Annotated in this window: 10 protein-coding genes and 1 pseudogene; 4 read left to right on the forward strand and 7 right to left on the reverse strand. The window is 63.9% G+C overall.

What is annotated here, in order from left to right; all coding sequences use genetic code 11:
- Positions 1 to 164, reverse strand: a pseudogene (locus ACIP90_RS14175) (MBL fold metallo-hydrolase); the annotation flags it as partial.
- Positions 161 to 1,312, reverse strand: a complete 1,152-nt coding sequence (locus ACIP90_RS14180) for an S-(hydroxymethyl)mycothiol dehydrogenase (protein ID WP_400580053.1) — start codon at positions 1,310 to 1,312, stop codon at positions 161 to 163. The gene ACIP90_RS14180 and the pseudogene ACIP90_RS14175, both read right to left, overlap by 4 nt.
- 486 nt (positions 1,313 to 1,798) lie before the next feature.
- Between ACIP90_RS14180 and ACIP90_RS14185 the strand changes: the two genes are divergently transcribed.
- Both ACIP90_RS14185 and ACIP90_RS14190 read left to right on the forward strand, forming a co-directional pair.
- Positions 1,799 to 3,055, forward strand: a complete 1,257-nt coding sequence (locus ACIP90_RS14185) for an aminopeptidase P family protein (protein ID WP_400580054.1) — start codon at positions 1,799 to 1,801, stop codon at positions 3,053 to 3,055.
- A gap of 91 nt (positions 3,056 to 3,146) precedes the next feature.
- Positions 3,147 to 3,950, forward strand: a complete 804-nt coding sequence (locus ACIP90_RS14190; protein WP_400580055.1) for an IclR family transcriptional regulator — start codon at positions 3,147 to 3,149, stop codon at positions 3,948 to 3,950.
- On the opposite strand, the gene ACIP90_RS14195 is transcribed toward ACIP90_RS14190, so the two are convergent.
- Positions 3,937 to 4,632 carry an alpha/beta fold hydrolase gene (locus tag ACIP90_RS14195; protein ID WP_400580056.1) on the reverse strand — a complete coding sequence of 232 codons (696 nt, stop codon included), beginning with the start codon at positions 4,630 to 4,632 and terminating at the stop codon, positions 3,937 to 3,939. The two genes, ACIP90_RS14190 and ACIP90_RS14195, sit on opposite strands and share 14 nt — an antisense overlap.
- A gap of 566 nt (positions 4,633 to 5,198) precedes the next feature.
- On the opposite strand from ACIP90_RS14195, the gene ACIP90_RS14200 reads away from it, so the two are divergent.
- Together ACIP90_RS14200 and ACIP90_RS14205 are read left to right on the forward strand one after the other, a co-directional pair.
- The gene (locus ACIP90_RS14200; RefSeq protein ID WP_400580057.1) at positions 5,199 to 5,999 is read left to right on the forward strand and encodes a glycosyltransferase family 4 protein; all 801 of its coding nucleotides are present in this window, start codon (positions 5,199 to 5,201) and stop codon (positions 5,997 to 5,999) included.
- Positions 5,996 to 7,453: a lipopolysaccharide biosynthesis protein gene (locus tag ACIP90_RS14205; RefSeq protein ID WP_400580058.1), complete on the forward strand. Its 1,458-nt coding sequence runs from the start codon at positions 5,996 to 5,998 to the stop codon at positions 7,451 to 7,453. The genes ACIP90_RS14200 and ACIP90_RS14205 overlap by 4 nt, the downstream gene beginning before the upstream one ends.
- A 15-nt stretch (positions 7,454 to 7,468) precedes the next feature.
- On the opposite strand, the gene ACIP90_RS14210 is transcribed toward ACIP90_RS14205, so the two are convergent.
- The 4 genes from ACIP90_RS14210 to ACIP90_RS14225 form a co-directional block, all read right to left on the reverse strand.
- A complete protein-coding gene (locus ACIP90_RS14210) occupies positions 7,469 to 8,485 on the reverse strand; it encodes an aminoglycoside phosphotransferase family protein (protein ID WP_400580059.1) in 1,017 nt (338 codons plus the stop codon).
- Positions 8,472 to 10,421 (reverse strand): hypothetical protein, encoded by a 1,950-nt coding sequence (locus ACIP90_RS14215; protein ID WP_400580060.1) that lies wholly within the window; start codon positions 10,419 to 10,421, stop codon positions 8,472 to 8,474. Before ACIP90_RS14215 ends, ACIP90_RS14210 begins: the two co-directional genes overlap by 14 nt.
- A gap of 38 nt (positions 10,422 to 10,459) precedes the next feature.
- Entirely contained in the window at positions 10,460 to 12,718 is a 2,259-nt protein-coding gene (locus tag ACIP90_RS14220) for a hypothetical protein (protein WP_400580061.1), read from the reverse strand.
- 99 nt (positions 12,719 to 12,817) lie between these two features.
- Positions 12,818 to 14,119 (reverse strand): glycosyltransferase, encoded by a 1,302-nt coding sequence (locus tag ACIP90_RS14225; protein ID WP_400580062.1) that lies wholly within the window; start codon positions 14,117 to 14,119, stop codon positions 12,818 to 12,820.
- Between the last annotated feature and the right edge of the window lie 379 nt (positions 14,120 to 14,498).

Raw genomic sequence — 14,498 nt, forward strand, 5'->3', positions numbered from 1 at the left:
CGGCCCTTCACGGCGCTGATGATCGCGTCCGCGTCGTGCGGGGAGTCGATGATCACGCATTCGGTGTCGTTGCCGATGATCCAGACGTTGTTCTCCACGTCCCAGGTGCCGCCGTCCAGGGAGAACGTGCCGGAGGTGACGAGGTTTTCGATCCTGACGCTCATACCGACACCACCGCCGGCTCGGCCGCTGGTGCCGTGCCGGCCTGACCGGTTCCGGTTGCGGGTGCGATTTCGACGACGGAGCGCAGCACGGTGCCGTGGTGCATTTTGTCGAAGGCTTCCTCGACCTGGTCGATGGTGATGCGTTCGGTCACGAACGCGTCCAGGTCCAGGTTGCCTTGCTTGTAGTGCGAGACGAGCATCGGGAAGTCCCGGGAGGGCAGGCAGTCCCCGTACCACGAGGACTTCAGGGACCCGCCGCGGCCAAAGACGTCCAGCAGCGGCAGTTCGAGCTGCATCTCCGGGGTCGGCACGCCGACCAGGACCACGCGGCCGGCGAGGTCGCGGGCGTAGAAGGCCTGCTTGTAGGTTTCGGGCCGTCCGACGGCTTCGATCACGACGTCGGCGCCGTTGCCGTTGGTCAGTGCCCGGATCGCCTCGACCGGGTCGGCCTGCCGGGAGTTCACCCCGTGCGTGGCGCCCAGGGATTTGGCCATCGCGATCTTGTTCTCATCGATGTCCACCGCGATGATCGTGGTGGCCCCGGCCAGCTTCGCCCCGGCGATCGCGGCGATGCCCACGCCGCCGCAGCCGATCACGGCCACGGACTCGCCGCGCTTGACCTCGCCGGTGTTGATCGCGGCCCCGATCCCGGCCATCACGCCGCAGCCCAGCAGCCCGACAGCGGCCGGGTCGGCGTCCTCGTCGACCTTGGTGCACTGCCCGGCCGCGACCAGGGTCTTTTCCGCGAACGCGCCGATGCCCAACGCCGGGGACAGCTCCGTGCCGTCCTCCAGGGTCATCTTCTGCGTCGCGTTGGCGGTGTTGAAGCAGTACTGCGGCTGGCCCTTCGCGCAGGCCCGGCACTGCCCGCACACCGCACGCCAGTTCAGGATCACCCGGTCACCCGCAGACACCTCCGTCACGCCCTCACCCACAGCCGCCACCACACCCGTGGCCTCATGACCCAACAGATACGGGAACTCATCCCCGATCCCGCCAAGCTTGTAATGCAGATCCGTATGACACACCCCGCACGTCAGGATGTCCACCAACGCCTCCCCCGGCCCCGGATCCGGCACCAGAATCGTCTCCACCGACACCGGAGCGTCCTTCTCCAGGGCAATGACTGCCTTGACTTTATGAACCATTAGCTTGCGTTCCTTTCCTGGGTTCCGCGGACCCGCGGGTGACGGCACCAGTGCCAATCCAGCTGCTCGTTGGGGCTCTAAATCTTGGTCCTGCCGTTCGAGACCCTCGGCCATACTGTGACGCTTCGGCATTTGCGAATTGCGTATTACACAACACGATGCACATAGCGCTACTGCAAAATATGGCAGCCATCACACGGGCTGTCAACAGATACAGGCAGCACCCCAGGTAGAAGGCAGGGCCGGGTCGCGCTCACCGCAACGGACAGCCTCTTAGAGCAACCACGTGCCGCTTCCATGAGTACTAGTCGGAAAGATACGAAAAGCCGTGATGTCGGGAGTCGGCACGCCGCTGCCGCCGGCCAGGGGATTGACCGAGTCGCTGCTCACGCATACTCTGGTGCAACAGCGTTGCTTGCAATGCAACTCGCTTGATCTTGATTACGTTACAGCTCCCTCCCGGAAGCTAACGAAAGGACAAACCTCATGAGCATCACCGAATCCGAAGCCGTCAACGACGTCGCGCGGCTTGACCGCCTCAAGGTCCTCAACAACGGCGAAAAAGTCAGGCTGACGTTCTCTGACACGGAGTTCGAGCGCCGCCTGGCGGGCCTGCGCCGCATCATGGCGGAGAAGGAACTGGACGCCGTCGTCCTGACGAGCTACCACTCGATCAAGTACTACTCCGACTTCCTGTTCACCTACTTCGGCCGGTCCTACGCCATGGTGGTCACGAAGGACGACACCGTAACGGTGACGGCAAACATCGACGCCGGCATGCCCTGGCGCCGCAGCTACGGGGACAACCTGGTGTACACGGATTGGCGCCGGGATAACTACATCCACGCCATCCAGGAAGTGCTGCGCACCCGTGGCATCACTGTCCGCCGGCTCGGCGTCGAGGACGACTCCCTGCCGCTGGACAACCGCAACAAGATCCAGGCGGCCTTCGGATCGGCAACCCTGGTGGATGTGGCCCAGGCGGCGATGCGCCAACGCATGATCAAGTCCGCCGAAGAGATCGAAGTCATCAAGCACGGGGCGCGCATCGGCGACCTGGGCGGCGAAGCCATACGCAACGCCATCACCGCCGGCATCACCGAGTACGAGGTGGCGCTGATCGGAACCGAAGCCATGGTTCACGAGATCGCCCGCACGTTCCCCGACTCGGAGATCCGGGACACGTGGGTCTGGTTCCAGTCCGGCATCAATACGGACGGTGCGCACAACTGGGCCACCACCCGGAAGATCCAAGAGCACGACATCCTGTCGCTGAACTGTTTCCCGATGACGTCCGGCTACTACACGGCACTGGAACGCACGCTGTTCTACGGCGAACCCGATGCCCGCTCCCTGGAACTGTGGAACATCAACGTGGAAGTCCACAAGCGCGGCCTCGAACTGATCAAGCCCGGCGCTGTCTGCAAGGACATCGCCGCCGAACTCAACGAGATCTACGTGGGCCACGGACTGCTGGCCAACCGCACTTTCGGTTACGGACACTCCTTCGGCGTCCTCAGCCACTACTACGGCCGGGAAGCCGGACTGGAGCTCCGCGAGGACATCGACACTGTGCTCGAACCCGGAATGGTGGTTTCCATGGAGCCGATGATCACCGTTCTCGACGGCCAGCCCGGAGCCGGCGGCTACCGCGAGCACGACATCCTGGTGGTCGGCGAGGACGGCGCGGAGAACATCACGAAGTTCCCGTTCGGACCCGAATACAACATCATCGGCGCCTGACCTCGTCCGTCCCGCAGGACGGGCCGGAAGTGGCGCCACATTTAGGGGTGGCGCCACTTCTGTGTCCTCTTAGGGAATGATGGTAAGCACCATGAGCGCAGCAGAATCACCTAACGTCGCTGGCAGCGGCGACTCTAAAGGCGCGTCCGTCATCGTCAATGCCATTGCCGTCCTCCGGACATTCACGGCGGACGAACCGCTGCTGGGCGTCACGGAGATCGCCAACCGGGTGGGTCTGCACAAGAGCACCGTCTCCCGGATACTGGCGACGTTCGAACAGGAGCGCCTGGTGGAGCGGGACCCTGAGACGCGGAGGTTCCGCCTCGGGCTGGGCCTCATCGCTGTGGCCGGGCCGCTGCTTGCGGAGCTGGAAGAACGCCGCGTGGCCTACCCCGTGCTGCGTGAACTCGCCGAGCAGACGGGCGAGACCAGTGCATTAATGGTGTGGAATGGCTCCGAGTCGATGTGCGTAGAGCAGATCGCGAGCCATCACCAAATCAAGCACTCAACACCCCTTGGCGCCCGCTACAACGACGCCCTCAGTGCCTCGGTGCAGGTGTTCCTCGCGGCGGAGTCCCCCGACCGCGTACGGACCTTGCTGCGCAGTGGAACCATCACCTACCCCGGCCTTGATGAGACAGGCCTGGAGGACTACCTGGTCCGCTTAAAGAATGCCGGCCAGCGCGGCTGGACCATTAACTACGGCGACACATCGCTCGACGAGGTAGGAGTGGCGGCACCTGTCTACGATCACCGCGGCGGTGTTGTTGCCGCCGTCCTTATTCCTGCTCCCCGCTTCCGCGTCTCTCCGGAAACACTGCAGAGCCTCGGCGAATCCTGCCTGGCCGCGGCCCGCCGTGTCACCTCCCGGCTTGGCGGAGTCACTCCGGACTAGGATCGGCCCCGGCGATTCCATTTCCTCGGTGAACGATCTCTTGGGCGAAGTCGTCCAGCGCCGCAGCCACAGCGTCTGGATTGCTCAAGGTGGCGTAATGACCCCTTGGAATTTCCCGCGGTTCGACTCCAAGTCGCTCGTGTACTTGGCGTTTCATGAATGAGGCTGGAAAGAACCGGTCGTCGCGGCACAGTATTGCCCTGGTGGGGATGGCCGGATGCCGCTGACCAGGCCAAGGCCGTGCCATCCATGCACCTTGCTGATCGCGCTCCTTGCCGCGTGCCTGGTGTACCAAATCTTCAGAGACTTCGTTGAAAAACGCCGCCTGTGGATCCGGATCTATGGTCTCGAGATTATGACCCGTGTTGGTCCACCAGTCGCCGAATGTCTCTCCCGGCAGTGGGATCATTCCTGCGAGATATACGAGTCCGTCGGATTGGAGCGCGTCGCAAACTAAGGGCGCCGTAAAGCCTCCCAGCGAGTGGCCGACGACGATGGTGTGCTGAGCGTCGCCCACCGCTGCAGTCACGGCATGCGTGTAATCCTCAAGCCCTGCATTGTCGTCTTCGATGGGCAAGTCAACCGCAATGACATCATGCCCCGATGCCTCAAGCAGTGGTTTGACCAGATGCCAGTCCCATGCGGTGGAGCCGCCGCCATGAATCAGTACGAAAACCGCCAAGATGCCATCCCAGTTCCAAGACATGTACGATCACGTCCACCCTAACCAACAGCACGCAGAAGGCGGCCGCGGCTTGGATGGGTGCCGGAGTTGTAGAGTCAAGCTCGGATCGCTGAGATCGTGCCGGTAATTTCGCCCAGAAAAGTCACGCTTCCGCATGCAGGCGGGATTTCATTACGGTCACGTACACTCTTGCAATGAGGCTTCTGTACGTGACAGAAAGTATGCCCAACCGCGACCCGGTGTTTGGTGATGGCAGCTCTATGATCCCTTTCGAGTTTCTCCGTAATATTCCCGAAGACGTCCATGTCACACTGCTTACCTTTTCCGGGCCTGTAGGGCTTCCGGACGAAGTGCGGGAGCGTTGCGAAGCCGTTCATATCCTCTCTCCCCGTAATCGCAAAGTGGCATTCTTGCGCTCATGCTTTGGCCTGAATGGCCTGGGAAAGCAGGAACGGTCCACTGCGAAAGCAAAAGAAACGGCGTCGCGGCTTTCCGCGCAAAGCGACGCAACGCTGATACATGGTCCGCATGCGCTCCCCCTCGCCCACCATGTGCGTGGACCCATGGTCCTGCAGACCGTCGACCCCTGGTCGATTCGCGCCGGCATGGATACAGCCATTGCAGGGAGAATGCGGCCGGCGTACCGGGCCCGGGAGTACCAGGCGCTCAGGGCCGAACGTCGCCTTCCCGTACAGGCGAGGCTCCTCACCGTTGGCGCCCAGGACGCCGTCGAATGGTCGGACCGCCTCGGACGGGATGTGAGAAGCATTCCGAACGGCGCCGAGCTGGCAGTCCGCTCCGGCACCAGGCGCGACGGACCCGTGGTGTGCTTTGTCGGCAGCCTTAACTATGGTCCGAACATCGACAGCGTGGGCGTGCTCATCAACAAGGTGGCGCCGCTGGTGTGGCAACAGGTTCCGGATGCCAGATTCGTCATCGCAGGCCGCCGTCCCGCACCGGCGGTCCTCGCCCTGGCCGGGGACCGCGTGGAGATCCTGGCGAACGTTCCCACGGTCCTGGATGTTTTCCACGGCGCCGATGTTGCTGTGTTCCCTGACGAGCACGGGGTAGGCATCCGGAACTCGGTGCGCGAAGCCCTTGCCGCGGGAACTCCCGTAGTCGCCACGCCGGTGGCTGCCCGTGAACAGGAGGCCCACCCTCTGCTGACCGTCGAGGAGGACATCGGCAGGATTGCGGACCGTGTTGTGGGGTACCTGACCGAGCCCCGAACGGAGCAGAGCGGGACAGAAAGTGAGGCGGCTGTCCGGACATGGGGCGTGGTCACGCGGGAGTATCTCGACGAGCTTCGCCTGGCCATCACCCAGGACGGCCATAATCCGCAGCCCCGAAGCTCGCCGGTATGAAGTACGCGCCCGGGGAACTCGCCCAGGCCGGCGCCCGGGGGGCGATGTGGCAGGGACTCGCTTTCGTCGCCGGCAAGGTGTTCGTCCTGGTCACCATCATCGTGCTGGCGCGGCTGCTGTCTCCCGAAGAATACGGACTGGTCGCGCTGGCGATCGTCCTGATGGCCTATGCGGAAACCATAGCCGATGCGGGTGTCGCCCAGGCGCTTGTCTACCTGCCACACACCGGGGAAATCGCCAGGTCAGCCCTCCTGATCTCCGTGCTGCTGGGCTGCCTCCTGGCGTCAGGTGCCGTCCTTGCCGCACCCGCCATAGCCGATGTCTTCAACCTTCCCGAGGTGGCACCCCTGGTGCAGGTCCTCTCGATCTCATTGCTGGCCACCGCCCTGGCCGCCGTCCCCGAGGCGCTGCTGCGCCGCGACCTGCATTTCAAGCGCCAGACGGCGGCTCCCGTTCTTCGTGCAGCCATCATGGGCATCGTCACACTGTCACTGGCCTTTGCCGGCTACGGAGCCTGGTCGCTGGCCATCGGAACGGCGGCCGGATCGGTGGCCTACGCCGCTGCCTGCTGGTTCCTGCTTCCTGGTCGGGCACCGTGGCAGGTGTGGCGCGTCAGCAAGGATGCCCTCCGGGCGAACCTGCAATTCGGCGCCCCGGTCGCAGGAAGTTCATTGCTGGCCCGGCTGATCTTTGACATCGACTATCTCATCATCGGCCTTTTTCTGGGTGCAAACGCTCTGGGGTTCTACACCCTGGCCTTCCGCGCACCAGAGTTGGTGATCATCAACGTATTCTTCGTGCTGTCGACTGTCCTGTTCCCCCTGTACGCCAAGGTGCGCGGCGAACCGGACCGGCTGCGGAGCGGATACCTGAAGAGCGTCGAAATTCAGGCGCTTTACGGGATGACTGCCGGCGTAGGCCTGGCGGTTACGGCACCGATTCTTGTGCCCGCTGTCTTCGGTCCCCAGTGGGGGCAGTCCATCCTGCCGCTGGTCTTTCTGTCCCTGTACGCGGCCGCGCGTTCCCTGGGTGCCGGGGCCAACGACGTGTACAAGGCACTCGGCCGCCCCGGCCTCTCCATCGGCATTTCCCTCGTACGGCTGGCGATCCTGGCCCCGGTCCTGCTTTTTGCCGTCCAGTGGGGCATCGTGGGGATCGCCTGTGCGCAGCTTGCCGCGGCACTGCTGTTCGCCCTGGGGATGCAGATGGTGGCGGCCAGGGTCATGGACCTGCGGCTGCGGCAGCTCCTCCGGGCCGTTGTGCCCGGTGTGGTCTGCGGCGTGGCGGTGGCGGCCGTGGGCCTGGCCGGACTCGCCCTGCCGCTTGCCGACGGTCTCCTCACGATGTTCGGGATTGCGGCCGCTGCCATTGGACTGGTCTACGTAATCCTGCGCTGGGGCTTCTCGTCCCTGCACAATGAACTGCTGAAGCTGGTCCGGCGCCCTTCGCAGTGAGAGGCTGTCCGCCGGCTAACGCCCCGACCAGGTATCCACGACGTGCCGCCACAGCCAGAAGTCACGGTCTCCGAAAACCGCTGCCCGCATCTGGTTCCTGCCCTGATCTGGGCCCCGTTCGCTTTCCAGCCGATAGGCCAAGGTGGCCGCCGACCTGGCCCACACCGCGATGACCAGCAGCGGAAGCAGCTCCGGGTTCACCCCTCTCAGCTGCAGGTGGCCGCGGAGGGGTGCCAGGGCCCACCCGGTTGAACCGAACGCCTTGTCGAAGGCGGCGAGCTGGGCCAGCCGGGAGAACGCCCGTTCACTGGATTCACTGAGGTACTGAAGGTAGAACACGAGGTCGTGTCCGGGCACGCCGTCGGTACGCGACCGTTCCCAGTCGACAACCTGAAGCTGGCCGTTCGGCTGCAGGAAGAGGTTTGGGTGACTCATGTCGCCATGTTCGACGACGGCGGGAAGCTCCACGGAACGCAGCGGTTCCAGCATCGCGTGCGTGCGCTCTACGAGCGCGGAAACGTCGCGCTCCGCCGGCAGGAGGGATACGAGGTCGTCCAGGGGGCCGCTGATCGTCCGCTGGTACCAGTCCCCGTTCGCCGGCGCCGTCAGCGTGCACGGCAGTGCGGCCACAAAGGCCGTACCGGCGCTCACAGCGGCGCGTACGTTGGCGCCGACACGTTGTGGATTCAACGGGGCCCCGGTCACGGCGGTTTCGATCAACACGGCGTGGGGTCCGGCGTCGAGCACGGCCACCACCTCGGGGACGCCGATCTCCGGGCCCGCACCGTGTGACCGGAGCTGATCCATCACCTGTGCCTCATGCCGAACACTGGAGTTATCCCCCGGCTGCCGCGGCACCTTCACCACGAGGCTGGGTTCACGCGCCCCGGAGGCGAAGATCAGAGCCACCACGTGGCGGGACGTGACGAACCTCGGCGTGAGCAGCACGGTGTCCCATTGCCGGCCAATGCCGTGCCTCTCCAGCCCCAGCTCGCCGTAGTGGTCCGCGAGAACCCGGTCAATGAACGTCATCGCCGTTCCTCCCCCCATTGCGGCGGCCCATCACGGTGCCTTCCGGAATCGCCGAATCAAACAGCTGCAGCGCGAGGGCAAGGCGGGCTATCGCCACCTTGGTCCTGCGGAACCTGATGGCGTCCTGGAGCGACAGCGTGTCCCGGATAGCGGTCGTTGATGCCACCGGCACAATACGTGCTGTGCGCTCCAGATTCGGCGCGTGCCAATAGACGGCGACATCAGTGAAGCCTTTCTTCTCGAAGACGCGCTTCCAGCCTGCCAGCGTGCGCGGGCCGGAGCGGCGGAACAACGAACGGCTGACCTGGGCGCACACCCATCCACCAGGCTCCACCGCCGCCGCTGCCTCCTCAAAAAGCCGGAGGTCAGGTGACGAAAGCAGAACGACGTCGAAAGTCCCTGCCGCCGGGCTCTGGCGGTCAGCTCCGATGCGGTCGGGTTCAATACGGTCAGGTTCAATGCGATCAGTTCCGATGGGGGCGGCGTCGGGGTCCAACAGGTGCAGCGCCGCCACCATGTCCCGCCCCATATCCCCGCCGTAACCCAAGCTCCTTGGCTGCACCACGGGCAACAGGAACCGCCAGTCGAGCAACCTCCACAAGTGCAGGCTCAGCTCAGCCGGGCCTGCAGGAACTGTTTCAGGAGTCCTCGCGGCGCTGCGTGACGCGTTATGCCAGACAATGTCCGTGGCCAGCCTCTGCACCTCGCCCTGCGGCTGCACGGCGTCAAGAACCCTGGCCTGGGGCAGGCTGTCAGCCAGCTGCAGGTAGGCCTGCCGCCGGCCCTCCAGGATCTCGACAGAATGCTCACCCTTCCTGGCGAACATCACCTCACCCGGAGCATCAAGGACAAGAAGGACATCCGGATCCGGCACCAGGTAAAAGGCCATGGCATTGGTTATCCTGCCGAGTGCGCTGTTGTCAGCTGAACCCGGCAGCACAGCATCGTAAGCAACCCGGTCCATCAGCACCACCCGCCCCCGAAGGGAGTGATAACGTGCGGCCAGCCCGCCGCGGACAAGGCGGAACACCTTCTTGCCCAGCCGGCCGCCGGGGATCCGGCGGAGCCAGGCGTCCCAAGGGCCCGCGCCCCACAACCCCATATAGACGTAGCTGTTGGGAAGCGGGACTGCTGCGCCAAGATTTCGGAGCAGGGTGGTCTTACCGGCACCATCAGGTGCCATGACCCCCACCACCGGTCCGCGGCCCTGCAGTCTCGGGGTAAGAAGCCGCTGGGCCCTGTTCGCCACGGCAAGGAAGCTGGGTCGCCGTCGAGTCGAAGTGGTCCACGTGGACCGCATACGGGCTGCAACTGCCGGCACTTCGTCGAATCTGCCGGAGCGGATCAGGTTCAGCACCTGCCCGGCGGCGCCGGGACCTGCGCGCCGGTCCAGGAATTTAGCTATCACATCGTCAGCCGACGCGGCTGAGGCCGCCCGGCGCGCAATGTCGGCGCGTTCCGGGCGGACCTCCCCTTTGTCCAGCACCAGGTGGAGCAGCTGCAACCACGCCTGGTCTGCAGGCTCCGGCAGCCAGAACGGACCGTTCCGGACCCGCCTGCGGAGACAGCCGGCTGCCAGCCCGGTACGCCACTGCTGATACGGGCCGAAGGAGATGTCAGACACGAAGTCCAACTTCAGCCACAGGTCATCCGGGCCGGCATAGGCGAAATAGAACCGGTGGCTGCCGTGCCCGGTAGCCAGAACGCGGCGGAAACCTATGCCCGCCATCAAGTGGTCAAGACCTGGCAGCTGCTCACTGGCGACCAGAATGTCCACGTCACCCGAGGGCCGGGCAAGGTCGTGCTCGCCCCTCAGCAGAACCCATGGCAGACCCGTTCCATCCAATGCCCGGAAGACTTTGGCCACGTCCGGATGCAGAACCGTGGGCAGGCTCCCCGGTTCATGCACGCTGTGGTGTCCCTCGTCCACAGTCATCCGTTCCTCCCGACTCCAATTAAGTGTTGCTGCCGAACCTATGGAGTTCCGGCAATTTGGTAGATCCGGACGGTTTCACTCTCAAACACGCGCGACGCTCTGTTGTCGAATCCCAGGTCCCGTTCGAAGTTGGAAACCGTCCCGGAGGGTGACAGCTTGGCCGCAGCCTCGTCTTCGCGTTTGTCGTCCGAAAAGACAACATAGACATTGGACGTGGGCTTGATGCTGTCAGCGTATTTCTCAATGTTTTCCGCATTGACCGGCCCGGTCATGTTCTTAATGAGGCCTGACAGCGGCGTCACCCTGATTGTCCGATAGTAATTTGGATAATTTGATCCAATAAGCGTCGGGAAAAAGTAGCCCGGTTCGAAGATCACATCACCGGAACGGGCGCGGGAATCAATCCATTGGCTGGCAGCCACGTCGCCCTGCGGGACCCGGTGGTCCTCCTCCGGCTGGAAGTACACGACGCTGAACAGCAGGGCCATTGCACTCAGGGACGCTGTGGCTCCCACGAGTGCCTTCCGTGTACGCAGTGGTCCTGACCAGAACAGCCAGGCAACGCCGATGGCCAACCACGGCAGTGCGAAGAGATAGATGCGGAGCCGCGCCTCTCCACCGTAGGACTGGCCCAGCAGTCCGAACGCGGGGGCCACCGCCATCCACGCGACCATCAACGTGGTCCGGACTTCACCCTGGATAAGGCGCCGGACGAATCCGGCCACCGCCAGAACCCCGGTCAGGACGGACAGGAGCACAGCCGCACGGGCCATCCACCGGGTTGTCATCAGCCAGGCTGTGGGATCCGTGAATGTGTCACTTCGCGGTTTGTATCCAGCGTTTTCAAAGACATCGAATCCGGAGAACAGGCCATATTTGTCCTCGATGTAACCAATATTCGGAATCAGATAGAGAAGGGTCATGACCACAAGGGCGGGTGCCAGCCACCGTGGCCGGAAATACCCCAGCACGAAAAGCGGGACGAGCCCCAGGAGGGCCAGATATGGGCTTAACTGGTGGCTCACAACGATCGCGGCCTGCAGAAGCAGCACAGCAACGATTGCCATGATTCTCAGTGACCGGCCAACAGGCCTCTCATAGGATTCAATCACCGGCAGCTGGGGCCTCGTGAGGCGTTCTTCAAGTACCTGCACCACCATGATCGGCGTACTGCGCAGGAACGTGAGAACGACGAGGCACATAGTCAGATACAGCGTGTATCCGAACGCCTGCGGGGAGTAGTAATTCTGGTTGACCCAGTTAGCCAATACGAACACCAGCGTCGCCGTCCAGTACACCCGGGGATTCCTTGAAAGGGTGCGGACTATGGCCAGGACGGTGACGACATTCAGGAGCGCGAACCCGATCTCCGCCCATGCAGCGTAGTCCAGGGCCTCCCGGACTCCGATCGCCTCGCCAAAAAACGCACTGCTCGCAAAAAAGCCTGGCCATCGGTTGTAGATATCCACGGACATATCCATCTGGCCCGTGGAGCCAATGAAATCTGTCACGGCGATGTGTTTGTAGCTCCACGGCAGGCGCGGCACGGCTGTCAACAGGCTCGCTGACGCATAAAGCATGATGACCAGGCCGGAGACGGAGGCGATCAGGAACCGTGCGGAGATTTCCCGCCGCGTTCCGATACCCCAGATGCAGAGACCCAAGACAGCGGCCACGGCAACATACCAAGTCACCGGGTATTTGGACAGCAGGCCCCAGCTGTCCAACTTCCCTGTTCCGGTCAGTGCGAGCGAGATGCCCCACAGGATCAGAGCGGCACCGAGGATCAGCCAGGGCAGGAGTTCCCGGAGGCTCCGCTCGCGCATCCGCTCCAGCGGACGCAGCCGGCCCAGCGGAATCAGCTCCCGCAGCGGACGCAACCGCCAGTCGAACGGCCGGGATCCGAACCCGTGGGTGGCCGGGAACAGAACAATGGCGGCCGATGCGGCCGCCAGGCCCGCCGCGGCAACAGGGCGTGGATGCCAAGTGCCGGACCACGCCATGAGAAAAGCGAACACCGTGAACAGCATGGCACTGGCCACAACGGTCCATACCAGCCGTGCCGCCGGGTCGGCGTCAGCAAGGCGGCTGACCAGGGCCCATCCCGGCAGTGCCAGGCACATGATGAGCTTGAAGGGGGCGAGTACTGGCCCGCCGGCGTCCAGCAGAACCAGTAGTGCTGCCGCCAGGCCCAGAACCCCAATGACTCCATCCCACGACCGGAATGAACTCAGGGCCAACTCCCGGTAAATCAGCAGCCTCGATGTACCGACTTCCTCCTGCAATGACCGACTCATGTGGCTGAACCCTTCTGGTCCGAATGAAGAAAATGTGGGGAGACGCGAACGCGAACTTTGGGCAGTTCGGCGCCGCGAAAGACGGCCGCCTGACTCACGTCATGAACGGCGCTGCAGCAGGTAATTCAGGGGTCCCCGGGCGACCGAAAGCAGTTCCAGCCGCAGGACCTTGGCAAGCTCTGGATCCCAAGGATCAAAGGCTCCCGTTCCGACGTCCGCCGGCTCCACGGAGTGATGCCGGGCGTTGGCCAGCAGTTGGCGGAGCGCATGCGGCGTCCGCGCCAAGGCGAGCCGGGCAGTACGGGGATTCAGCAGGATCTTCATGAGCCAGGCGCCCAATCCGCTACCGTAGCTCCGCGCCTGGGCCTGCAGTTCCTCCAGGCCGTCGCGGTGACGGTGCCAGACCACTGCTGAGGGATGGACCACTAAGGGATGGCCCGCAAGAACCACCCGGGTGAACATGTCAATGTCTTCGCCTCCCCCGGTCCTGGTCCCGGCGCCCAGGGCGGTGTCGAATCCGCCCAGGCTGAGCGCAGTGCGGCGGTCCAGGGCGAAGTTGGCTCCTGTGCCGTAAGCGCCCACGCAGAAGGGAAAGTTCGGAAGATCAGCAGGAGGGTCGGCAAGGGAGTACACCTTCGGTGTGATGCTCTTGGACCAGCTCACCCGGTAATCGAAGTAGCCTTGGGCGCGCGAGCGGACCTCGCCTGCCGGCACGAGCCCGGTGACACACGCTGTGCCCGGAGCCCGTTCGAAACCGGCCGCGATTTCCCGCAGCCAGGCGTGGTCCACGACGACGTCGTCATCCGTGAAAGCGACGATGTCGCCCCGGGCGTGCTTGAGTCCGGTGTTGCGCGCCTGGGACAGTCCCGGGACGGGCTCCTCAATCAGCCTTACGCGGGGATGCTGGAACTCGTGCAGCACCATGTCTCTGGTCTCGGTGGTTCGCGCCGCATTGTCGACCACGAGGATGTCGTAGTCCGGATAGTCGAGGCGCAGTAAGGCCTCGAGGGCGCCGCGCAGCACGGCGGCCCGGTCCCTCGTGCAAATGATCACGGTAATAAATGGGGCCGACACCGCTGCGGAAACCGGCTCAGCCTTGGGCAGTGCAGCCGCTGCGGAATCGAGGACCGTCCGGTCCAGGACGCCATCGGGCGCTTCAACATCGACGAATCCCCGCAGGGATGAGCCCTCCCGCACCAGCAGCCGGGCACGCTCGTATCCCTCGGAATCCTGCAGCTTCAGGCTCTTGTGCCCGTTAAGTGATGCCAGGTCCACGGCGCCAATCCATCTGGCTCCGGACCAGTCCGGGGGGACGGGGCTCTCCATCGCGCGCGGCAGGTCCAGGACAAGGTGCTCGTGCCCCTCTTCCCGATGAACCGGCGCCCCCAGGGGGTCGCTCACGTCCATGCCTGCCACGCCGGCGCGCTGCTCCGCGAAGGTCTTGCCCGGCCCGCGGGCTCTGCATACGGAGCTGGAACTGCTCTGGGTCTGGACACGGGCCTCACCGCTTCATGAAAGGTAGCGACTTCTGGTGACGCCGGCGGATTCCACTGTTCAGAAGAAACCGACGGCAACTTGCGGCACTATAAGGCGTGTATCCGCGGCGACGATATTCTGTGCGCCACGCTTAGGCCTTGTGGGCTAAAAGCCTATGATTGGCCCCACTTAGTGTCACCAGTAGGCGATACCTGTTTTTCGAAGCGCGAATCGGCTCTCACTACTTGGTTGGTAGCAATGAAAGGGTAAGTACTAACAGGAGCGGATGTTCTTGACTTTGTCG

The organism is Arthrobacter sp. NPDC093139 (assembly GCF_044754165.1).
In the GTDB taxonomy this organism is placed as follows: domain Bacteria; phylum Actinomycetota; class Actinomycetes; order Actinomycetales; family Micrococcaceae; genus Arthrobacter.